Here is a 21,486-nt window from a genome sequence, read left to right on the forward strand (position 1 = left end):
TTAGGGTGGGGTGGGCGGGCTCGGAGGTTTAAAAAAGAGACAGGGCCTGGCGGGTAGGCCGGCCCCTGCGGCGGTGGCGGATACGGGTTGCCGCCCTGCGGCTGCGGCTGGCGATAGCCCGGCGGCGGCCATGGTCGCGAAGGTGGCCGCTGTGGCTGCCCTGGCCCTTGTGGCGGGGGTGGATATTGCCCGTTCCCTGTCACCGTGTCTCCCCGTTCACCCGGTTGTCGGTAATGCCTAGCTTTGCCCCGCGACTTGACGGACCCTTGGCGAATTTGGGGCAAAAGCATACTCATTTATCACCCGTCACGGATGTAGCAGTGCTCGGTTACAGTCCGAAATCATTCGAGGTGATCTCCGCTATCTCCCGGTCCCCGCGGCGGGCGGTGTCCTAGCTTCTTTGGCATGAATCTCCAGCAGCTCCGCTATGTGGTCGCGACTGCGGAGCACCGCACCATGACCGACGCGGCCAGGTCGCTCTATATCGCGCAGCCTGCGCTGTCCCGCGCGATCCGCGACCTTGAGCGGGAGCTCGGCATGACGCTCTTCGCTCGTTCAGGCCGTGGCGTGGTCGTCACCGCACAGGGCCGCCGGGTCGTCAAGCTGGCGAGGGAGGCGCTCGATGCCGTCCACGAGATCGAGGGCCTGGCCAACCACGGCGGCGTAACAGAGGTGGAGCTCCGCATCGCCTCCACACCCAACCTCGAGCCCGGTCTCGCGGGGCGGCTGTTGCCCGCCTACGCGGCCGAGCACCCGGGCGTACGCGTCCAGATCGTGCGCTGCGACGGCAGAGAGGGCGTCGTCAGCGCCATCCGGGATCAGCGGGCAGACCTCGGGCTCACCGATCTGCCCGTGCCCGCCGACCTCGTCACCCATCCGCTCGAACGCCAGGAGATCGTGCTGATCTCCCCGCCCGGGCTCGAACTCCCCAACCCGGTGCCGATGGGCAAACTGCACGGCATGCGCCTGGCGCTGCCGGCCCGCGGCAGCACGCGGCGCAGGGAGCTCGAGGCGATGTTCGGCAAGTACGCGGTGACCCCGGTGGTCGTGCTCGAAACCGACGAGCGCAACGGCTGGCTCAACGCGGTCCGCGCCGGCCAGGCGTCCCTGCTCTGGTACCGCGGCATGGCCGAGCAGGCCGGTCGCGCGGGCCTGGTGGTGCGGTCGCTCGAACCCGCCGTGCGTCGCGTCATAGCCGTCGTGCACGCCCGTCGCCGCCTGCCGCTCATCGCCCAGGACTTCCTGGCGACCGCAGAGAAGGGAACAGCCGCCTGAACCTAATTCGGAACGCTCCATTACCCGACTACCAACCCCCCGAATGATCCGATCGCCAACCCCCCGACCGCACCAACGCCTTGGGCCCGGAACAACCGAGCCCGGGGGACCCGGCCACCACGCCGTGTCCCCGAGGGCCGCCGAAGATATGAGCCCCTCGCTCACTCCCTGATGGTCAGCACCTCGCCGGAACCTGCCCGCGTGCCCTTGACCGGCATGCGACAGGCGCCGCCGGGGCCCGTCGCCGCGCCGCTGCCGGCCGCCTGGCAGGCGCGGCGGTCAAGGTACGCATGGCACCCTCAACGGGACACCGGCAGCCGCACCACGACCCGCAGCCCGGGGGAGGCGTCCTCCAGGGCGACCGTGCCGCCGTGCGCCCGCACGGTCTCGCGCACGATGGCCAGCCCGAGCCCGGCGCCGCCCTCGTCCCGGCTTCGGCCGGAGTCGAGCCTGGTGAAGCGGTTGAACACCCGCTCGCGGTCCTGCTCAGGGATGCCGGGGCCGTCGTCGGTCACCGTCAGCACGCCGTCGGCGGTCAGCGCCACCTCGACCTTGGAGGTGGTGTGGCGTACCGCGTTGTCCATGAGGTTCGTCAGGACCCGGTTCAGGTCGAGCGCGTCGCCGCGGACCACGACCGGGTCGCAGACCGTCAGGCGGGCCTCGCCGTACCTGTCGGCGATCTGGCGTACCACCTCGTCGAGGTCGACCGGCTCGTTCCTGGCAGGGACGCCGCCGCGCTCGTCCAGCCGGGCCAGCGCGAGCAGGTCCTCGGCCAGCCTGGACAGGCGCATGGCGTCCTCCAGCACGCCCTCGGCGGTCTCCTGCCAGTCCTGGCCTTCGGGATGGCCGAGTGCCACCTCCAGCTGCAGCCGGATGCTGGCGAGGGGGCTGCGCAGCTCGTGCGCGGCGTCGGAGACCAGCGCCCGCTGGCGCTGCTCGGCCTCCTCCAACCGGGCCAGCATGCCGTTGAGCGTGGTGGCCAGCGAGTGCACCTCGTCACGTGACTGCGGCACCGGCAGCCGGCGTGACCTGGCCGTGTGCGTGATGTCGGCCGCGCCCTTGCGCAGTGCGGCGATCGGGTGCAGCGTCCGGCCGATCATGATCCAGCTGGCCACGGCGAGCAGCACGACCAGCGCGGGCGTGCCGACCAGCAGGACCCGGCCGGCCGTGCCGAGGCTGGTCCGGATCTCGTTGATCGGCCTGGCCGCCACCACGGTCTGCCCGCGGTCCGCGCTGAGCACCACCACCCGAAGGAATCCGGGGAGCGCGTACGGCCGCCCGTCCAGCTGCGTGGCCCGCCCGTCGCGCAGCACCTTCGCCCTGGCCCGCGCGTCCAGCAGCGGCACCAGCCGGTCGGCGCCGTACGTGACGTGCGTGATGCGGCCCTGCGCGTCGATGACCTGCACGACGGTCCCGTCGTGGGTGGTGATCGGGCTGGTCAGCGTGCCGGCGTCGGCCGCCACCCGCACCGCCTGGGCCTGCTGCCCGACGCTCTCGTCCACGGTGTCCATCAGGGCCCGGTCCAGGACGCTGAGCAGCACCGACGCCGACAGCGCGAGCGCCAGCGCGAGCACCGCGGCGGCCGCCATGGTGAGCCGGAACCGCAGCCCCTGCCGCCGCCACCACAGGAGCGGCGAGTCAGCCACCGTCGCCCGCAAGCCGGTAGCCGGCGCCGCGCACCGTCTGGAGCGCGTTCCTGCCGAACGGGGCGTCGATCTTGCGCCGCAGGTAGCCGACGTAGACCTCGACCACGTTCGGGTCGGTGTCGAAGGTGTCCCACACGTGCTCCAGGATCTCCGACTTCGACACCACCTCGTCGCGCCTGCGCATCAAGTACTCCAGCAGCGCGAACTCCCGCGGCGTCAGCTCGATCGAGCTGTCTCCCCGCTCGACCCGGCGCCGCGCGGGGTCCAGCGACAGGTCGCCGGCCACAAGCACCGCCGGCCGCCGCCCCGCATCGCGCCGCAGCAGCGCCCGCAGCCTGGCCACCAGCACCACGTACGAGAACGGCTTCGTCAGGTAGTCGTCCGCGCCCAGGTCCAGCCCGTCGGCCATGTCGTACTCGCCGTCCTTGGCCGACAGCATGAGGATCGGCACCCAGTTCTCCTCCGCGCGCAGCTGCTTGCACACGTTGTAGCCGGACAGCCTCGGCAGCATGATGTCGAGCACCACGACGTCGTAGTCGCCCTGCCTGGCCGCGTGCAGCCCCTCCTCGCCGTCGTGGGCGAGGTCCACGGCGAAGCCCTCGGCCTGGAGCCCGCGCTGCAGCGCCGCCGCCATCCGCCGTTCGTCCTCGACGACCAGTACTCTCATGACCTGATTCTCCCGTCCTGTCCCTGAGACCCCGCTGAGAAGGCTGAGAGGGGTCTCAGACAGTCTCAGGTTCGCCTAAGGATGCACGACGCAGGCTGTGAGCATCGACATACCGTTAAGGAGTGAGATGCGAAGAGGCACGTTCGTGAGGTGGGGGGTCCCGATCGCGGCCGCAGCAGTGATCGGAGCCGCTATCGGCGCAGGCCCCGTCATCGCCGCCGTGAGCGGCGATCCCGCGCTGCCGGAGCGTTCGGCAGAGCAACTGCTGGCCGACGCCGTGGCGGCGACCAGCAAGTCGCAGGGCATCGCGCCGATGTCCGGCACCGTGCAGCAGACGGCCTCGCTCGGCCTGCCGGCGCTGCCGCAGACCGGCGGCGAGACGTCGCCGCTCAGCCTGCTGTCCGGCTCGCACGAGGTGAAGGTCTGGTACGGCGGCGACAACAAGATGCGGGTCGCCATGCCGACCCAGCTGAACGAGACCAACCTGGTCGTGAACGGCGACCAGGCCTGGTACTGGGACAGCGCGACCAACACCGCCACCAAGATGACGATCAAGGCGGGGACTGAGCAGCAGCACGCCACGCCCATGCCGCAGCCGACCGACGTGACGCCGCAGCAGGCGGCGGAGCGGGCGCTGGCCGGGGTCGGCGAGCACACCACCGTGCGGGTGATCAACACGGCCGAGGTGGCCGGCCGCCCGGTCTACCAGCTCGTGCTGTCGCCCAAGGCGGAGGGCTCGCTGGTGCAGGAGGTACGCATCGCGCTCGACGGCGAGACGTACGTTCCGCTCCAGGTCCAGGTGTACGCCAAGGGCTCGGCGGAGCCGGCGTTCCAGGTGGGCTTCACCCAGGTGACGTTCACGCCGCCGGCGGCCGAGAACTTCACCTTCACCCCGCCCGCGGGCGCGAAGGTGGAGGAGGCCACGCTCGGCGAGCAGGGCACCGGCCAGCACGCCGAGGAGCGCGCCGACCACGCCACCGACGTCGCGAGCCAGGTCAAGTCCGTCGGCGAGGGCTGGGCGAGCGTCGCGGTCGTGCCGTTCTCGCTGTCCGACCTGACGGCCGAGGCGGAGAAGGAGTCCGGCGGCGCCGATGGGAAGGCGCTGCTGGATAACGTGCTCAAGTCCGCCACCCCGGTGAGCGGCACGTGGGGCTCCGGCAAGCTGATCAAGACCAAGCTCGTCACCGCCCTGCTGACCGACGACGGCCGCCTCCTGGTCGGCGCGGTCACCCCCGAGGAGATCATCAAGGCGGCGGGCGTCAAGTGACCGCCGTCATGCAGGAAACGGGGGCGCCCTTCGGGGCGGCCCCGCCCTCGGGGCCCCCGGGGGACGATGCCATCGTCACGCACGGCCTGACCAAGCGCTTCCGCGGCGGCCAGATCGCGGTGGACGCGCTGGACCTGACCGTGCCGCGCGGCTCGGTGTTCGGCTTCCTCGGGCCCAACGGCTCGGGCAAGACCACCACGATCCGCATGCTGCTCGGCCTGGTCGCGCCCACGGCCGGCACCTACTCCGTGCTCGGCCTGCCGCTCGCCCAGGCGCTGCCCCGGGTGGGGGCGCTGGTCGAAGGGCCGGCCTTCTATCCGTACCTGTCCGGCGCGGCCAACCTGATGCGGTTCGACTCCGCCGACCCGACCGCGCCGCGCGCCACCGCCAAGCGGCGCATCGCCGAGGCGCTCGACCGGGTGGGCCTGTCGGCCGCCGCGGGCAAGCGCTACCGCAACTACTCGCTCGGCATGCGCCAGCGCCTGGCCATCGCGGCCGCCCTGCTCGGGCCGCGCGAGCTGCTCATCCTTGACGAGCCCACCAACGGGCTCGACCCGCAGGGCACCCGCGAGGTACGCGCGCTGGTCAAGGAGATCGCCGCCGGCGGCACCACCGTCTTCGTCTCCTCGCATCTGCTGGCCGAGGTCGAGCAGATGTGCACGCACGCGGCGATCATGCGTACCGGCAGGCTGGTCGCGCAGGGCACGATCGCCTCGCTGAGCAGCGGCCTCGTGGCCCGCGTCAAGGTCGAGACGCCGGACGTGGCGGACGCCGCGCGGGTGCTCGGCACGCTGGGCCTGGCCGACGTGCGGCCGGGGGACGGGGAGCTGACCGCCGAGTTGGGCGGGCACGCGCCCGAGAAGATCAACGCCACGCTGGTGGAGCAGGGCGTCGCCGTACGGGGGCTGGCGGTCGTCCGGCCGAGCCTTGAGGACGTGTTCGTCGGACTGACAGGGGAGGGCTTCGATGTCGACGGCTGAGACGCGGACCCGGCGCACGCCTGGGCTGGTGCCGGTGACGGAGACCCTGCGCACCACTGAACGCCACCCGCCCGGACAGGCCGAGCAGCTCGCGCCGGCCGAACTTCCGCCGCCCGCCCGCGCGCCGTGGGCGTTCTGGCGGCTGCTCGGCTCGGAGCTGGGCCTGACGTTCCGCCGGCCGCGCAACCTGGTGCTGCTGGCCGTGCTCGCCGCCGTGCCGATCATCCTCGGCGTCGGGCTGCGGATCGCCGCCGGCTCCGGCGACGAGGAGATGACCGGCATCATCCAGGATGTCGCCGGCAACAGCCTCATGCTGACGTTCCTGTCCTTCTCCTTCCTCGTCCTGCTGCTGATGCCGGTGGCCGTCAGCGTGGTCGCGGGCGACTCGATCGCGGGGGAGGCGGGCACGGGGACGCTGCGCTACCTGCTGGCCGCGCCGGCGGGGCGCACGCGGCTGCTGGTGGTCAAATACCTCAACGCGGTCGTCTTCGGGTATGCGGTCGCCGCGGTGGTGGCGCTGTCCGCGCTGCTGACCGGGTTGATCCTGTTCCCGGCCGGGTCCGTGACGCTGCTCTCGGGGACCACCATCTCGATGGCGGAAGGGCTGCTGCGCATCCTCATCACCGTCGGGTACGTCGGCGCCGCCATGGCCGCGCTGGCCGCCGTCGCGCTGGCGCTGTCGGTGTTCACCGAGGTGCCCATCGGGGCCATCGCCGGCACCTTGGTGCTGATCATCGTCTGCCAGGTGCTGCGGGCGATCCCGGACCTCGCCCCGATCGCCCCGTACCTGCTGCCGACCAGGTTCACCGACTTCGACGCGGTGCTGCGCAGCCCGATCGACACCGGCGCGCTGCGGGACGGGCTGCTGGCGTTCGGGGCGTACATCGCGCTGTTCGGCTCGATCGCGTGGGCCCGCTTCTCCGGAAAGGACATCACGTCCTGACCCACCTCGGGCGCGCCGGTGAGGGCGGTTCAGCTTGCGGAGCCGGGAAGGACGGCGGCCAGCTCCGGGATGCGGGCGCGGTAGCCGTCGAGCAGCTTGCGGGCCGTGGCCACCGAGTCGACCAGCGGGTGCATGGCGAACGCCTCGACGGCCAGGCGCGCGGAGCCCGTCAGCGCGGCCTCGATGGTCGTCTGCTCCACCGCCTTCACCTGCTGGACGAGGCCGAGGAAGCGGCCCGGCAGCGGGCGGGTGGCCAGCGGCCGGACGCCCGCGCCGTCGACCGCGCACGGGATCTCCACGACCGCGTCCTCGGGCAGGCCGGGCACCGCGGCGCCGTTGCGCACATTGAGGATCATGGTGGCGGGCTCGCCTCGGGCGATGGCGGCCATGAGGGCGAGCGCGATGCCTTCGTACCCGCCCGCCTCCAGGTCGGTGGTGTCCCGCTCGCCGGCGGCGGTGACGTCGCGGGCCTCGGCCATGTACGTCGCGTCGCGCTGCCTGCGCGCCCTGTCCCACTCGGCGAGGGCACGGTCGGGGCGGGCCCGCACGGCAGCGTAGAAATCGTCCTGCTGGCTGAGCAGCGACTCCCCGCGGGTCTGCCCGGAGATCGCGGCGACGGACTCCCGGGTGAAGTAGTAGTAGTACAGGTATTCGTTGGGCAGCGCCCCCAGCGTGCGCACCCAGTCGGCGCCGAAGACGCGGGCCTCCTCCACCCGCCGCAGCGCCATGTCGTCGGCGAGCAGCCGGGGCAGCACGTCGCGCCCCTGGTGGGTGAGCCCGCGCAGCCAGCCGAGGTGGTTGAGCCCCACGTAGTCGGGCGACACCCGCGCCGGGTCGAGCCCGAGGGCGGCCGCGGCCCGCCTGATCAGCCCGATCGGCGAGTCGCAGATGCCGATCACGCGGTCGCCGAGCACGCGCCGCATGGCCTCGGTGATCATGCCGGCGGGGTTGGTGAAGTTGATGACCCATGCGTCAGGCGCGAGAGCGGCCACCCGCTCCGCCACGCGCACCGCGACCGGAACGGTACGCAGGCCGTAGGCGATGCCGCCGGGACCGGTCGTCTCCTGGCCGAGCAGGCCCAGCTCCAGCGCCACCCGCTCGTCGGCGGTGCGACCGGCCAGGCCGCCGACGCGGATGGCCGAGAAGATGAAGCTCGCATCGCGCAGCGCGGCATCCAGGTCGGTGGTGGTGATCACCCGGGGTGCGTCGTCGTGCCCGGCGGCGAGCCCGCGCAGCACGTGCCAGATGGCCTCCAGCCGGTCCGCCGACACGTCGTACAGCACCACCTCCTCCACCCGGGGCTTCGCCCGATCGCGCAGGAGGGCGCCGTACACGAGCGGCACCCGGAAGCCGCCTCCCCCGAGAACGGCCAGTCTCATCGGCACCCCTTCCTCACGTGAGCAGCACCTCGGCGCCCGCGGCCGCGCAGTTGCGCAGTGTCGTCTCGTCGGCGCCCGCGTTCGTGACGACCACGTCGATGTCATCGGGGCCGCACACCCGCAGCGCGCCGGTGCCGGGGAACTTGTGCCGGTCCACGAGCAGCACCACCTGCCCCGCCGCCGCGATCATGGCGCGCTTCAGCGGCACCTCGGCGAGCGTGGTGTCGACGAGCTGCCCGTCGGGACGCACGCCGCTGGCCCCCAGGAACACGCGGTCGGCGACCACCTGGCTCAGCGCCGCCTCGGTCAGCACCCCGACCAGCGAGTGGTACGGCCTGCGCAGCATGCCGCCCAGCATCAGCAGCTCGACCGCCGGATCGGAGCGGAGCACGTCGAGGACGGCCAGGCTGGAGGTGACCACGGTGACGCGGCGGCCGCGCAGCCGCCGGGCCAGCCGCATGGTCGTCGTCCCGATGTCGAGCAGCACCACGTCGCCGTCGCTCACCAGTTGCGCGGCGCGGGCGGCCACGGCCTCCTTGTCCTGCTCGTCGACCGGCGCCACCTCGGCGAAGGGCCGGGCGGTGTCGGCGTCCACGCCGGCCAGGGCGCCGCCGCGGACGCGCTGCAGCGTGCCGTCGCGGTCGAGCACCTCGAGGTCCCTGCGGATGGTCGACGGGCTCACGCCGAGCTGGCTGGCGAGATCGCGAACGCTCGTGGCACCTGAGAGCCGGACGCGGCGCATGATCTCGGCATGCCGGAGGCGCTGGAGCACGGCGCGAGTGTATCAGTCATATTCGCGCATAAGTAAGCATCTAGCTCCACAAGGCCGCGTGAAACACTTGAACTGTGCGAGTAAACGTGCAAGATTGCGCACATCTCGGTGTGTCGAGGAGGACCCATTCCCGTGTCTGTCCAGGCGTACGACCCTCTCGCCGGCGAGCGGACCCCAGAGGGCCCGCAGTTCGACGTCTTCCTGGCCGGCACGGTCTTCCTGGACATCATCTTCACCGGCCTGCCCGCGATGCCCGAGGCGGGCACCGAGATCTGGGCCGAGGGCATGGGCTCGTGCCCGGGCGGCATCGCCAACCTCGCCATCGCGACCAGCCGGCTGGGCCTGCGCACGTCGCTGGCGGCCGCGTTCGGCGACGACGACTACGGCGACTTCTGCTGGCGCACGCTCGAACGGCAGGAATCGGTTGACCTGTCCAGGTCGCGGCGCTTCGAGCACTGGCACTCGCCGGTGACGGTCTCCATGGCGGTGGAGCGCGACCGCAGCATGGTGACGCACGGCCATCCCCCGCCCATGCCGGCGTCCGAGATGATCGGCAAACCGCCCCGCTCAAAGGCGGTGATCGTGACGCTCTCCACCGCCGAACCGCTCGGCGCGCCCGGCAGCGCGTCCAACTGGGCCGAGCTGGCGCACCGCGACGGCGCCCTGATCTTCGCGGACGTGGGCTGGGATCCGTCGGGCGACTGGTCGGCGTCCTTGCTGGACCAGCTGTCGGTCTGCCACGCGTTCATGCCGAACGCGACCGAGGCGATGGCCTACACGCGCACCGACACGCCGCGCGACTCGCTGTACGCGATCGCCGACAAGGTCCCGCTGGCCGTGGTGACCGACGGCGCCAACGGCGCGATGGCCATCGACTCCATGACGGGCGAGGAGGCGTTCGTGCCGGCGCCGCGGGTGACGGCGCTCGACCCGACCGGCGCGGGCGACGTCTTCGGCGCGGGATTCGTGCTCGGCACCCTGTGCCGCTGGCCGCTGAACGACCGGCTGGCGTTCGCGGGGGTGTGCGCGGCGCTGGCCGTGCAGCAGTTCGGCGGCTCGCTGGCCGCGCCCGGCTGGGGGGACATCGCCGACTGGTGGCACGAGGTGCGGGCGGCGGCCGGCCACAGCGGCGCGTACGGCAGCTCGCTGGCCCGCCGCTACGCCTTCCTCGACCGGCTGGTGCCCACCGTCCCGGTCGGCGCGGTCCGCCGCGCGGCCGCCACCATCGCCCGGTACGCCGACGTCGGAATGGCCCGGAAGCGGCCGGACGCGAACCCCGCCGACCCCGAGGACGAGGACCCGGACACGCCGCGCGTGCCTGCGCAAAAGGAGTAACGCCATGATCCCCTCGACGCGACGGTCACGCCTTTTCCTGCCGCTCGCCGTGCTCATCGCAAGCACCCTGGCCGCGTGCGCGCCCGGCTCCTCGGCCCCGCCCGCGCCGTCCACAGCACCGTCATCTGGGCAGCCGAGCGCGGTGCGCACCGACGCCGCGGCGCTCGGCAACGTCACGCTCACCGTCTGGGACCAAGAGGTACGCGGCGGTCAGGCGGCCCAGATGAAGCAGCTCAACGCCGCGTTCGAGGCTGAATACCCCAACATCAAGCTCAACCGGGTGTCCCGCTCCTTCGACGACCTCAACACCACCCTGCGCCTGGCGCTGAGCGGCAACGAGCCGCCGGACGTGGTGGAGGCCAACAACGGCCGCTCCTCGATGGGGGCGTTCGTGAAGGCCGGCCAGCTCCGCCCGCTGGACGCCTACGCCGAGGCGTACGGGTGGAAGCGACGCTACCCGGAGTCGGTGCTGCGCTACTCGCGCTACAGCGCCGACGGCAAGCTGTTCGGCGAGGGCAACCTGTACGGCCTGCCCCAGGTCGGCGAGGTCGTCGGCATCTTCTACAACCGCGCCAAGCTGACCAAGCTCGGCCTGGCGCCGCCGAAGACCTGGCCCGACTTCGAGGCGGCGCTGGCCACGGCCAAGGCGGCCGGCGAGGTGCCGATGCAGCTGGGCAACCTCGACAAGTGGCCGGCCATCCACGTGTTCGGCACCGTGCAGAGCCGCATCGTGCCCGCCGATCAGATCGGCACGCTGGCCTTCGGCCGCAAGGGCGCCTCCTGGAACACGACGGAGAACACCCAGGCCGCCGAGCAACTCGCCGGCTGGGTTGAAAGGGGCTACTTCAACAAGGGGTTCAACGGGCAGGGCTACGACCCGGCGTGGCAGGCGTTCGGGAAGGGTGAGGGCGTCTTCATGATCGCGGGCACCTGGCTGCTCGCCGACCTGCAGAAGACGCTCGGCAAGGACCTGGGATTCATGCTGCCGCCCGTGGCGGGCGACACCGCGCCGGTCGCCACGGGCGGCACGGGGCTGCCGTTCGCGATCACCGCCAAGAGCCCCAACCCGGACGCGGCGGCGGCGTACATCAACTTCATCACCAGCGCCGACGCGATGAAGGTGCTCACCGCGACCGGCAACCTGCCGGTCGCCGACACCGACGAGCAGAACGTGCCGGTGGGGCCGCAGCAGGACGTGTTCACCGCGTTCAGCACGGTGACCGCGAAGGACGGGCTGGTGCCGTACCTGGACTACGCGACGCCGACGTTCGCCGACACGCTGGGGGCGGCGCTGCAGGACCTGCTGGCCAAGAAGGCGACGCCGGAGGAGTTCCTGGCCGCCTTGGAGAAGGACTACAAGACGTTCGCCGAGAGCAACGGGTGAGCCCAGAGCAAGGGGTGAGCATGGCCCGGCCTCCGGGGGAGCCGCGCCGCGTCGCCTACCTCTACCTGCTGCCAGCCTTCGCCGTCTACGCGGCGTTCCTGCTCTACCCGATCGGCCGCGCGGTGCAGCTGTCGCTCTACGACTGGGACGGGCTGTCGCTCGGCCGATGGGCCGGCCTGGACAACTACGCCGCGATCCTCGCCGACGAGGGGTTGCGGGCCGCGTTCGCGCACGCCCTGGTGCTCATCGTGTTCTACGCCCTCGGGCCGCTGGCCATCGGGCTGATGCTGGCCGCGATACTCAACCACGCCAAGGTGCGCGGGCTGGGGTTCTTCCGGACCGTCGTGTTCCTGCCGCAGGCGGTGGCCATGGTCGTGGTGGCGGTGGCCTGGCGGCGCGTGTACGCCCCCAACGGCACGCTGAACGCGCTGCTGGGCGCGCTCGGGCTGGACTCGCTGACACGGGGCTGGCTGGGGGACTACGCGTTCGCGCTGCCGGCGGTCGGGGTGGTCGGCACGTGGTTCGAGACCGGCCTGGTGACCGTGCTGCTGCTGGCCGGGATGAGCCGGATCCCGGCGGAGCTCTACGAGGCGGCGCGGCTCGACGGGGCGGGCGCGGTCAGGGAGTTCTTCGCGGTCACGCTGCCGTCGGTGCGCGGCGAGATCGCGGTCGCCCTGACGCTGACGGTGATCGCCGCGCTGCGCACGTTCGACCTGGTGTACGTCACGACGCGGGGCGGTCCGGGCGATTCGACGTCGGTGCCGTCGTACGAGGTCTACCACCGGGCCTTCGGGCTCAGCCAGGTCGGCTCGGCGGCGGCGATCGGCGTCACGCTGACCGCCGTCATCTTCGCGATCTCGTTCGGGATCAACCGGTTCGCGGACAGGAGGATCTCGTGATCTCGCGCGGGGAGCGGGTGGCCAACTACGTCATCCTGTCGGTGTTCGCGGCATTCGCGCTCTTCCCCATCGTGACGATCCTGTCCGCCGCGCTCGGCCCCGCCGACAGCGGCGACACGGCCGGGCTCGGGAATTTCGCGGCGGCGTGGGAGATCGGCCGGTTCGGCACCTACCTGCGCACCAGCCTGGCGGTGTCGTCGTTCGTCGTGGTCGTCAGCGTCATCCTGTCGATCATGAGCGGGTACGCGTTCGGCACCATGCGCTTCCGCGGCCAGTCGGTGCTGTTCTACCTGTTCATGCTCGGGATCATGATGCCGAGCGAGGCCATCGCGGTGCCGCTCTACTTCGACCTGCGCACGCTCGGCCTGATCGACACGTTCTGGTCGGTGGCGCTGCCGCAGGTGGCGCTGTCGGTGGCGTTCGGCACGTTCTGGATGCGGGCGTACTTCCGGGCGTCCAGCCGCGCGATCGTCGAGGCCGCCCGCATCGACGGCGCCTCGACCTGGCGCATCCTGTGGCAGGTCCTGGTGCCGCCGGCCCGGCCCGCCGTCGTCACCCTGACCGTGCTGGTCTTCATGTGGACGTGGAACGAGTTCCTCATCCCGCTGATCATGGTGACCAGCGAGTCGTTGCGGACCGCGCCGCTGGGGCTGGCCTTCTTCCAGGGCCAGTACACCTCCGGCTTCACGCTCCTCGCGGCCGGGTCGGTCATCGTGGCCACCCCGGTCGTGATCTTCTATTTGTTCCTCCAGCGACACTTCGTCCGCGGGCTGCTCCAGGGGGCGGTCCGCGAGTAACTTTCCGGAGGTTCCATGCGCAGTCTGATAGTGCTGGCCACCTTGCTTACCGTCCTGCCCGTTCCTGCCGCCCCCGCCGCCGCGGATTCGGACGCGGACCTCGATGCGCTGTTCGTCGGCGCGCACCCCGACGACGAGGCGTTCAGCCTGTCGACGCTCGGCCAGTGGAACGAGGACCACGGCGTCCGCACCGGCGTCGTCACCGTCACCAGGGGTGAGGGCGGCGGCAACGCCGTCGGCCCCGAGGAGGGCCCGGCGCTCGGGTTGCTGCGCGAGGCCGAGGAGCGTACGGCGGTCGCGAAGGCCGGCGTGCGCGAGGTGTTCAACCTCGACGACGTCGACTTCTACTACACGGTGAGCGCCCCGCTGACCGAGCAGGTCTGGGGCGGCGACACCCTGGAGAAGGTCGTCAGGGTCGTCCGCCAGACCCGGCCCGAGATCCTGCTGACCATGGACCCGGCGCCCACGCCCGGCAACCACGGCAACCACCAGCAGGCCGCGCGGCTGGCCATCGAGGCCTTCTACGCGGCGGCCGACCCGAAGGCGTTCCCTGAGCAGATCACCCGCGAAGGGCTGCGGCCCTTCGCGCCCGCCCGGCTGCTCACCGGCGGCGCGCGCGGCACGTCCCAGACCGGGCCTTCGTGTGCCTCGACGTTCCGGCCCGCCAATCCGGCGCAGAACGTGTACGGCGTGTGGAGCGGGCGCGTCTCCCCGAGCCAGGGCCGGACGTGGGCCGCGATCGAGCGCGACGCCCAGCGCACGTACGCCTCCCAGGGCTGGGCCGTCTTCCCCGACGTGCCGTCCGACCCCGCCCAGCTCGGCTGCGACTTCTTCACGCAGGTGGACTCGCGCGTGCCGTTCCCGCAGCCGGGCGGCGCGGCCGCGCCCACGGCGATCCTCGACGGCGCGCTGACCAGGGCGAGCGGCGCCGTGCCGCTCGGCACCCTGTTCAGCCTGCGGCCCAGCACGTTCGACGTCCGCCCCGGCACGGCGTTCACCGTCGAGGTGACCGCGACCGCGCCGCCCCGCGAGCCGCTGGGCCGCTCCTCGGTGGCGTTGCGGGTGCCGGAGGGCTGGCGGGTCACCGGCTCCGGCGACCTGGGCAGGCTCACCGCCGGGCGATCGGGCTCGGCGACGTTCACGGTGACGCCGCCGCAGGACGCCGCGGGCCGGGCCCGCATCGGGGCCGCGCTGGCCACCGAGCGCGGACGCGGCTACACCGACCGGCAGGTCGAAGCCAGTCCGGCGGTACGGGGCGGGCAGCAGCCGCTTCCTCAGGTCGCCCAGTACGAGAAGTGGGTGGCCGACGTCGGCGTGCCGCAGCTGCGCGGCCTGGTCACGCCCGTGCTGACGCTCCCGTCCGGTGGCACCAGGGAGGTCGGCGTCGTGGTGACCAACGTGAGCGACACGACCCGGTCCGGCACCGTACGCGTGGACCTGCCGGCCGGTTTCGCCGCCGACCGGGCCGAGGCGGCCTACAGCGGCCTGGCCGCGGGGGCCTCGGCCACGGTGCCGTTCACCATCGCCAACACCGACACCTCGCTGAAGACCTCCAACGAGGGCGGCGACTACGCTTACACCGTCACCGTGGACGGCGCCGTCACGGGCCGGCCGGCGCTGGAGCTCGTCCCGGCGGCCGCGATCCCGCAGGCCGCCTCGGCTCCCGCCGTGGACGGCGCCGAGGGCGACGGCGAGTACGCCGGGCCATCCCTGGACATCTCCCGCCTGTGGGAGGGCGCCGCATGCTCGTCGTCGGCCGACTGCTCGGGCACGGCCAGGCTCGCCTGGCGCGACGACACGCTGTACGTGCTGGTCCAGGTGAAGGACGACGTGCTCGGCACGCGCCTGGCCGAGGCCGACTGCAAGCGGCACTGGCGTACCGACGCGGTGGAGGTCACCCTCGATCCGCGCGGCACGTCCGAGAACACCTCCACGACGTTCAAGGCGGCGGTGCTGCCGGTGACGGCCGAGGGACCGCCGTGCGCCCTGCGCGACGCCGACAACCGCCAGGGCCCGGCCACGGGCGTGCGGATCGCCTCGAAGGTCTCCTCCGGTGGGTACGCCGTGGAGATGTCCATCCCGCTGGAGCTCCTGCCCGGCTCCGTCGATCCCGGGCATCTCGGCCTGAACATCCTGGTGTACGACTCCGACACCCAGGACAAGACCGGCCAGACCCGGATCGGCTGGTCGACGTGGGGCGGCGTGCAGGGGGATCCGTACCGGTGGGGCGTCGCGACGCTGCCGGGCTACCGTCCTCCCGCGGACCGGCCGGTTCCCGACCCGGTGATCCCCGGCACAGCCCTGTCCAGCCTGGACTCGCCGCAGTCGCTGGAGCAGGCGGTCCGGATCCAGGTCCCGGTGGCGGGCGGGCCCGCGGCGAAGCCGTCGGAGAGCGGCCGGGTGATCTCCACGACGAGGGGTCAGGACGCGGTGAAGGTGACGCTGCGGGCCGGTGGCGCCGGCAAGGCGCACCTGTTCGTCCGTGACGTCGAGGGGACGGCGGGGAGCCGCGTCGTCACCGTGCCCGCCGGCGGAACGACGACGGTGACCGTGCCCCTGACCCGTGCCCCGGCCGCCTCCCCGGCGGTGGTGGCCGGCTGGGAGGCGGCCGCCGGCGGCACGACCGCCTCTCGGGTGCAGGTGCGCTGAGGGCCGCGGTCCCGGTTCACGACGTGCCGGTGGCCGTCGCCGTCGGCGTGGTGGAGACCGTCTCGGTCGGGTACGGCGACTCGCCGGGCCCGTCCTGGGGGATCGTGGTGATCGAGCTGGACGGTTGCGGGCAGTCGCGCCGTGCCGCCGAGTTGCCGCGCCGCTGCCCCGCCGGGCTCGCGCACTCGCCGGGATCGGCGCCGCCCGGGTCGCCGGGGCCGCTGGTGTTCGACGGCCGGGACGTGTCCTTCCGGTCGGGCGAAGGGCTGAGGACGGTGATCGGGCTCCGCGTAGGGGTCTGCGTGACGAAGACCGTGGGCGTGGCCGTGATCGGGGCGACGGTGGCCAAGCGCGTGGGCGGCAGGCCGCCGGTCGGGGTGGCCGCCGGTCGGACGGTGGAGTCGGCGCTGCCGTGGTGCTGGACGGCCGGCGGGTTGCCGAGCAGCGAGCCGCCCCCGATGCCCATCCCGTCGCCTCCCGAGACCACGATCACCGTGACGGCCGCGATCGACACGGTGGCCAGTGCCGCGAAGCTGGCGTGGGACAGGTGGGCCCCGGGCTTGGCCCGGGTCCTCCGCCTCGGGGCGGTGCCCGGGTCCGGCTCGCCGGACGGCGACACGAGGCGTACCCGGCCTCCTCCGGACGGATGGGGCAGGGGCGTCCAGATCTCCGCCAGCACGCCCGCCACCGCCTGCCGCAGATCCCACGGATCGCCGACGCCGCCGGCGGCCAGCAGCGCCCGCAGCAGGTCGGCGGCCTTGGGCCGGTCGGCGGGGTCCTTGGCCAGCGCCGCCGCGACAGCCGCCCGGAGCATGGCGGGCACGCCCTCCAGTCGCGGTGGGTCGAACAGGATGCGCCTGGTCAGCACGTCCGACTCCCCGCCGCCGAACGGATGGTGCCCCGACGCGGCGAACGCCACCAGGCACCCCCACGCGAACACGTCGGACGCCGGCAGCGCCGGACCGCCCGTCAGCCGCTCCGGCGCCACCCAGCCCGGGCTGCCCATGACCTGCCCGGCCTGGGTGTGCGCGGCCAGCGTGTCGACGTCGCGGGCGATGCCGAAGTCGATGACGCGCGGCCCGTCCGGGGACAGCAGCACGTTGCCCGGCTTGAGGTCCCGGTGCACCAGCCCCGCCTCGTGGACGGCCACCAGCGCGGCGGCGACCCCCAGGGCCACGCCGTAGGCGAGATCGGGCGTGAGCGGCCCACCGGCCATGACGACCTGCGAGAGGGCGGGGCCGGGGATGTACTCGGTGACCAGGTACGGGCGGTCCTTGTCGGTGCCGTCCTCGACGACCGCCGCCGTGCAGAAAGGCACCAATCTGCGGGAGAAAGCGACTTCCTCAGCGAAGCGCGCGCGTAACGTGGCATCGTTGAGATGCACCGCATGCGGTGTCTTGAGCGCGACCAGGCCGCCCTGAGGGTGTTCGGCCAAGTACACCACTCCCATCCCGCCCGTGCCGAGGCGGCCGAGGAGAAGGTATCGGCCGATGATGACCGGGTCGCCCACCGTAAGCGGTCGCACGCCGGGAGGCATGCCGCTTTCACCACGTGCCATCCGGGTTCGCCTCTCCTGTCTGGAACACGGCCAAGGCACACTGTGACCGGATCCGAGGAGGCTTTCCGCATGTCTTACATAAGGGGTATTGCAGGGAAGGCGTTCATTACTCAGAAGTAAGTAAGTGGTGTGATGTGATGGCCTGAAGTGGCGTTTTACCTCTTCTGAGCCTCCGCGCCTACCGGTCGCGGCGGACCCAGCGCGGCGTCACGAGCCCGGATTCGTACGCCACCACCACGAGCTGCGCCCTGTCCCGCGCCCCCAGCTTGGGCAGGATGCGGCTGACGTGCGTCTTCACCGTGGCGGGGCTGAGCACGAGCCGCTCGGCGATCTCGTCGTTGGACAGCCCGGACGCGATCAGCCCGAGCACCTCCCGCTCCCGCTCCGTCAGCCCGGACAGCTCGGGCACCGGCCTGGTCACCCGCCCGGCGAACTCCGCGATGAGCCTCCTCGTGACCGCCGGCGCGATGAGTGCATCGCCCCTGGCGGCCACCCGGACGGCGTGGATCAGCTCCATCGGCTCGGTGTCCTTGAGCAGGAAGCCGCTGGCGCCCGCGCGGAGCGCGCCGTAGACGTACTCGTCCATGTCGAACGTCGTGAGGATGACCACCTTCACCCCGCCGAGCGCGGGGTCGGTGACGATGCGGCGGGTGGCCTGGATGCCGTCGAGGCCAGGCATGCGGACGTCCATGAGCACCACGTCGGGCGCGCCGGCCCGGGCCAGGCGCACCGCCTCCTCGCCGTCGCCGGCCTCGCCGACCACGGCCAGATCAGGCTCACCCTCCAGCATCAGCCGGAACCCGGCCCGCACCAGCCGCTGGTCGTCGGCGAGCAGCACGCTGATCATCGGCTGCCCGCGCCGTCTCCCGCGGGCAGCCGGGCCAGCACCCGGAAGCCCTTCCCCTCACGCGGGCCGTACCGCAGGGTGCCGCCCAGGCTCTCCACCCGCTCGGCCATGCCCGTGAGGCCGCTGCCGGGCGGACCGCCGGACCCGTTCGTCCCGTCGTCCTCGATGCTGATCGTCAGCTCTCCGTCCGTCATGGCCAGCTCCACGCTGACCCGGGTGGCGCCGGCGTGCCGCGCGGTGTTGGTGAGCGCCTCCTGCACGATCCGGTACGCCGCCAGATCCACCTCGGGCCGCAGCCGGGCCTCGTGCGGCTGCCGCAGCCGCACCTCCAGCCCGGCCTGGCGGGCGTTGTCCACCAGGCGCCCGATGTCACCGGTCCCGGGGTCGTGCCGCAGCTCGCCGACCGTGGCCCGCAGCTCCCGTAAGGCCTGCGCGCTGGCCTGCTTGATGGTCGCCAGCGCCTCCTCCGCCTTCTCCGGCCGGTCGCCGATCCGGTGCAGCGCGGCTCCGGCCTGAACGTTGATGAGGGACATCGCGTGCCCCACCGCGTCGTGCACGTCCCTGGCGATGCGCAGCCGTTCCTCAATGACCGCGCGCCGCTCCGCCACCGCCACGTACGCGCGGCGGCTGCGGGCCGCGGCCCCGAACGCGATCACCATGAGCAGCCAGCCCGTGATCATGAGGAGGTCGCCGGGCGGCATGGCCGTCGTGATCTCCTGCCAGGCGGCCCCCGCGATCGCCACGGCCCCGAAGGCCAGGGCGATCAGCGGGTGCGTCCGGTCGGCGACCGTGTAGAGCGCCACGATGCAGGCCACGTAGATCGGGACCTCGGGGTAGCCGCCGGCGAAGTAGAGCAGGGTCATGCCCAGCACGGCGACCAGCACGGGCACCGGCTGCCACCGGCGCAGCAGCAGCACGGCGGTCGCCAGCACGAGCAGCAGGTGGCCGTACGGCCACATCGGCGCGAGGTCGGTCCGGCTCACGAGGGGGTAGAGGACCATGACGGCGGCGACGGCCAGCGCCACGAGGACGTCCGCCACCGCGCCGCGCGGCCGCCACGAGAGGGCCGGGAGACGCGGTCGCCACGAGAGCGCCATGAGGTTCAGCTTAGTCGCCGAGGCGGACCTTACGGCCGCGCAGCCGGCTGCCCGGCCGCGCGGGCGTCAGCCGGCGATCGCGGCGGACTCCTCGGCCTCGACCTCGCGGTTCCAGTCTCTCTTGACCTCGCGCCAGCCCTCGTCGTCCACCCCGGCCCGCCAGTATCCGGAGATCGACAGCCGGTCCAGGCCGATCCCGCGCTCCAGCCGCAGGTGGCGGCGGAGCTGCTTGACGAACCCGGCCTCCCCGTGGACGAACGCGTGCACGTGCCCCTCCGGGAAGTCCAGCCCGCGTACCGCCTCCACCAGGGCCTCGCCCACGGGGCGGGCGCCCCGATACAGCCAGGAGATCCGCGCGTCGGCGGCCGTGCCGAGCTTCTGCTCCTCCTGGGGCCCGTCCACCTCCACCAGGACGTGCGCGAGCACCCCGTCCGGCAGCGCCTCCAGCGAGGCCGCGATGGCCGGCAGCGCGCTCTCGTCGCCCACCATGAGGTGCCAGTCCGCCGCGGGGTCGGGCGCGTAGCCGCCGCCGGGGCCGAGCAGGAACACGACGTCGCCCGGCGCGGCGCGGTCGGCCCACGGCCCGGCCACCCCCTGGTCGCCGTGGACGACGAAGTCGAGCGTCAGCTCCAGGGCGTCCGGGTCCCAGGCGCGCACGGTGTAGGTGCGCACCCGCGGCCAGACCTCGCGCGGCATGGTCTCACGGCAGGCCTTCACGCTGAACGGCTCGGGGTATTCGACGCCCTCGTAGGGGAAGACGATCTTCACGTAGTGGTCGGTCAAGCCGTTGGTGGCGAAGTCGGCGAGCCCGTCGCCGCCGAGGACGATGCGGACCATGTGCGGCGAGAGCCGCTCGGTCCGCAGGACGACGCCTCGGTGATGGTCCGTGGGCTTGTCAGCCATAGAGAAGAGCCCCCTGACGAAGTTAGGTATACCTAACCTTACACTCTGTTGGACGAGCACGGCCAGGGCACGGCAGGATCTTCGTGCAATCAGGCCATTCCACGCATCAGGCGGCCGCCGTGCCGTCCACCGACGCCGGGCGGGCGGCCACCGCGCCCAGGAACTGCGACATGTGCCGGAACGCCAGCCGCGCCTCGGGCAGCATGTCCGCCAGGATCGGGAAGACGTGCGGCATCCGCCGCCATTCCTCGTACCTGACGGGCACCCCGTCGTGCCGCGCCCGCTCGGCCACCCGCCGCGCCTCGTCCCGCAGCACCTCGGTCGAGCCGGTCACGATCATGAGCGGCGGCAATCCCGTGAAATCCCCGTGCACCGGCGAGACCAGCGGATCCCGCGGGTCCAGCCCCGAGGTCCACCGGCGCGCCAGCCATCGTACCCGGCTCGCCGGCAGCAGCGGGTCCTGCCACCGGTTCGCGCGGCGCGGGACGTCGGTCAGGTCCGCCCACGGCGACAGGCAGATCGCCGCCCCGGGCAACGGCAGCCCCCGATCACGCAGCGCAAGCAGGGCCGCCAGCGTCAGATGGCCGCCGGCGGAGTCCCCCGCGACGATGATGTCCTTGGGGGCGTGGCCGCGCCGCAGCAGGCAGTCGTACGCGTCCAGCGCGTCGGCCAGCGAGTCGGCCAGCTTGTACACGGGACCCTGGCGGTAGTCGAGCGCCAGCACCGGCCGCCTGGCCACCACCGACAGCCGCCACGTGATCGACCGGTGCGTGCGCGGCGAGCACGCGAAGTACCCTCCGCCGTGGAAGTAGAGCACCGCCTTGCGCTCGTCGAGCCCCTGGCCGCCGCGCACCCACTCGCCGCCGCAGTCCGAGAATTCGGCGGGCACGATCGAGACGTGCGCCGGATGCGGCACCTGGACCAGCCGCGCGACCTCGCCGATGCGCGCCGCCCCGACCAGCGCTAACGGATGGCGCATCAACAGGCTGGAAGCCGGCTTCAGAGTCCCGCGCATCAGACCGGTCAGCGCGCGGGCCTGCCAGCTCAAGGGGTATTCAGGAACCACGTCCCCATCGATCCGCATTTTG

The 21,486-nt window shown here is 72.5% G+C and carries 18 protein-coding genes; 9 read left to right on the forward strand and 9 right to left on the reverse strand.

Annotation, left to right across the window (positions count from 1 at the left end; translation table 11 throughout):
• Window positions 1-405 precede the first annotated feature (405 nt).
• Window positions 406-1,275 (forward strand): LysR family transcriptional regulator, encoded by an 870-nt coding sequence (locus tag EJK15_RS45785; RefSeq protein WP_138716739.1) that lies wholly within the window; start codon window positions 406-408, stop codon window positions 1,273-1,275.
• A gap of 299 nt (window positions 1,276-1,574) precedes the next feature.
• On the opposite strand, the gene EJK15_RS45790 is transcribed toward EJK15_RS45785, so the two are convergent.
• Window positions 1,575-2,921 carry a sensor histidine kinase gene (locus tag EJK15_RS45790; RefSeq protein WP_240777639.1) on the reverse strand — a complete coding sequence of 449 codons (1,347 nt, stop codon included), beginning with the start codon at window positions 2,919-2,921 and terminating at the stop codon, window positions 1,575-1,577.
• Window positions 2,914-3,588 carry a response regulator transcription factor gene (locus EJK15_RS45795; RefSeq protein ID WP_138716740.1) on the reverse strand — a complete coding sequence of 225 codons (675 nt, stop codon included), beginning with the start codon at window positions 3,586-3,588 and terminating at the stop codon, window positions 2,914-2,916. Before EJK15_RS45795 ends, EJK15_RS45790 begins: the two co-directional genes overlap by 8 nt.
• Before the next feature lie 127 nt (window positions 3,589-3,715).
• Here EJK15_RS45795 and EJK15_RS45800 point away from each other — a divergent pair, with 127 nt between their 5' ends.
• From EJK15_RS45800 to EJK15_RS45810, 3 genes are read left to right on the forward strand one after another with little or no spacing between them, the layout of a single operon-like run.
• Window positions 3,716-4,855 carry a LolA family protein gene (locus EJK15_RS45800; RefSeq protein ID WP_138716741.1) on the forward strand — a complete coding sequence of 380 codons (1,140 nt, stop codon included), beginning with the start codon at window positions 3,716-3,718 and terminating at the stop codon, window positions 4,853-4,855.
• Entirely contained in the window at window positions 4,852-5,835 is a 984-nt protein-coding gene (locus EJK15_RS45805; protein ID WP_240777640.1) for an ABC transporter ATP-binding protein, read from the forward strand. The genes EJK15_RS45800 and EJK15_RS45805 overlap by 4 nt, the downstream gene beginning before the upstream one ends.
• Entirely contained in the window at window positions 5,822-6,778 is a 957-nt protein-coding gene (locus tag EJK15_RS45810; RefSeq protein WP_138716742.1) for an ABC transporter permease subunit, read from the forward strand. The genes EJK15_RS45805 and EJK15_RS45810 overlap by 14 nt, the downstream gene beginning before the upstream one ends.
• Window positions 6,779-6,807: 29 nt before the next feature.
• On the opposite strand, the gene EJK15_RS45815 is transcribed toward EJK15_RS45810, so the two are convergent.
• Both EJK15_RS45815 and EJK15_RS45820 read right to left on the reverse strand, forming a co-directional pair.
• Entirely contained in the window at window positions 6,808-8,157 is a 1,350-nt protein-coding gene (locus tag EJK15_RS45815) for a 6-phospho-beta-glucosidase (protein ID WP_138716743.1), read from the reverse strand.
• Window positions 8,158-8,170: 13 nt separating this feature from the next.
• Entirely contained in the window at window positions 8,171-8,929 is a 759-nt protein-coding gene (locus tag EJK15_RS45820; RefSeq protein WP_138716744.1) for a DeoR/GlpR family DNA-binding transcription regulator, read from the reverse strand.
• Window positions 8,930-9,061: 132 nt separating this feature from the next.
• Here EJK15_RS45820 and EJK15_RS45825 point away from each other — a divergent pair, with 132 nt between their 5' ends.
• The 5 genes from EJK15_RS45825 to EJK15_RS45845 are packed head-to-tail and all read left to right on the forward strand — an operon-like array spanning window position 9,062 to window position 15,993.
• Window positions 9,062-10,264 carry a carbohydrate kinase family protein gene (locus EJK15_RS45825; RefSeq protein WP_138716745.1) on the forward strand — a complete coding sequence of 401 codons (1,203 nt, stop codon included), beginning with the start codon at window positions 9,062-9,064 and terminating at the stop codon, window positions 10,262-10,264.
• Between the two features lie 4 nt (window positions 10,265-10,268).
• Window positions 10,269-11,648 (forward strand): extracellular solute-binding protein, encoded by a 1,380-nt coding sequence (locus tag EJK15_RS45830; protein WP_138716746.1) that lies wholly within the window; start codon window positions 10,269-10,271, stop codon window positions 11,646-11,648.
• A 20-nt stretch (window positions 11,649-11,668) separates the two neighbouring features.
• Entirely contained in the window at window positions 11,669-12,547 is an 879-nt protein-coding gene (locus EJK15_RS45835; protein WP_138716747.1) for a carbohydrate ABC transporter permease, read from the forward strand.
• Window positions 12,544-13,344, forward strand: a complete 801-nt coding sequence (locus EJK15_RS45840; RefSeq protein ID WP_138716748.1) for a carbohydrate ABC transporter permease — start codon at window positions 12,544-12,546, stop codon at window positions 13,342-13,344. Before EJK15_RS45835 ends, EJK15_RS45840 begins: the two co-directional genes overlap by 4 nt.
• 15 nt (window positions 13,345-13,359) lie before the next feature.
• Window positions 13,360-15,993: a sugar-binding protein gene (locus EJK15_RS45845; protein WP_171074916.1), complete on the forward strand. Its 2,634-nt coding sequence runs from the start codon at window positions 13,360-13,362 to the stop codon at window positions 15,991-15,993.
• Window positions 15,994-16,009: 16 nt separating this feature from the next.
• On the opposite strand, the gene EJK15_RS45850 is transcribed toward EJK15_RS45845, so the two are convergent.
• The 5 genes from EJK15_RS45850 to EJK15_RS45870 form a co-directional block, all read right to left on the reverse strand.
• The gene (locus EJK15_RS45850) at window positions 16,010-17,518 is read right to left on the reverse strand and encodes a protein kinase domain-containing protein (protein WP_171074917.1); all 1,509 of its coding nucleotides are present in this window, start codon (window positions 17,516-17,518) and stop codon (window positions 16,010-16,012) included.
• 211 nt (window positions 17,519-17,729) lie between these two features.
• A complete protein-coding gene (locus EJK15_RS45855; protein ID WP_138716750.1) occupies window positions 17,730-18,398 on the reverse strand; it encodes a response regulator in 669 nt (222 codons plus the stop codon).
• A complete protein-coding gene (locus EJK15_RS45860) occupies window positions 18,395-19,495 on the reverse strand; it encodes a sensor histidine kinase (RefSeq protein ID WP_138716751.1) in 1,101 nt (366 codons plus the stop codon). The genes EJK15_RS45855 and EJK15_RS45860 overlap by 4 nt, the downstream gene beginning before the upstream one ends.
• Window positions 19,496-19,561: 66 nt before the next feature.
• Complete coding sequence (locus EJK15_RS45865; RefSeq protein WP_138716752.1) at window positions 19,562-20,398, reverse strand: siderophore-interacting protein; 837 nt, start codon at window positions 20,396-20,398, stop codon at window positions 19,562-19,564.
• A 106-nt stretch (window positions 20,399-20,504) separates the two neighbouring features.
• Window positions 20,505-21,482, reverse strand: a complete 978-nt coding sequence (locus EJK15_RS45870) for an alpha/beta hydrolase (protein ID WP_240777641.1) — start codon at window positions 21,480-21,482, stop codon at window positions 20,505-20,507.
• Between the last annotated feature and the right edge of the window lie 4 nt (window positions 21,483-21,486).

Origin of the sequence: Nonomuraea basaltis, from assembly GCF_005893125.1 — a bacterium.
GTDB classification, from domain to species: Bacteria; Actinomycetota; Actinomycetes; order Streptosporangiales; family Streptosporangiaceae; genus Nonomuraea; species Nonomuraea basaltis.

Coding starts and splice junctions, on each gene's coding strand:
- EJK15_RS45785 (WP_138716739.1), top strand. CDS start 406: ATGAATCTCCAGCAGCTCCGCTATGTGGTCGCGACTGCGGAGCACCGC.
- EJK15_RS45795 (WP_138716740.1), bottom strand. CDS start 3,588: ATGAGAGTACTGGTCGTCGAGGACGAACGGCGGATGGCGGCGGCGCTG.
- EJK15_RS45800 (WP_138716741.1), top strand. CDS start 3,716: ATGCGAAGAGGCACGTTCGTGAGGTGGGGGGTCCCGATCGCGGCCGCA.
- EJK15_RS45810 (WP_138716742.1), top strand. CDS start 5,822: ATGTCGACGGCTGAGACGCGGACCCGGCGCACGCCTGGGCTGGTGCCG.
- EJK15_RS45815 (WP_138716743.1), bottom strand. CDS start 8,157: ATGAGACTGGCCGTTCTCGGGGGAGGCGGCTTCCGGGTGCCGCTCGTG.
- EJK15_RS45830 (WP_138716746.1), top strand. CDS start 10,269: ATGATCCCCTCGACGCGACGGTCACGCCTTTTCCTGCCGCTCGCCGTG.
- EJK15_RS45835 (WP_138716747.1), top strand. CDS start 11,669: ATGGCCCGGCCTCCGGGGGAGCCGCGCCGCGTCGCCTACCTCTACCTG.
- EJK15_RS45845 (WP_171074916.1), top strand. CDS start 13,360: ATGCGCAGTCTGATAGTGCTGGCCACCTTGCTTACCGTCCTGCCCGTT.
- EJK15_RS45855 (WP_138716750.1), bottom strand. CDS start 18,398: ATGATCAGCGTGCTGCTCGCCGACGACCAGCGGCTGGTGCGGGCCGGG.
- EJK15_RS45860 (WP_138716751.1), bottom strand. CDS start 19,495: ATGGCGCTCTCGTGGCGACCGCGTCTCCCGGCCCTCTCGTGGCGGCCG.
- EJK15_RS45865 (WP_138716752.1), bottom strand. CDS start 20,398: ATGGCTGACAAGCCCACGGACCATCACCGAGGCGTCGTCCTGCGGACC.
- EJK15_RS45870 (WP_240777641.1), bottom strand. CDS start 21,482: ATGCGGATCGATGGGGACGTGGTTCCTGAATACCCCTTGAGCTGGCAG.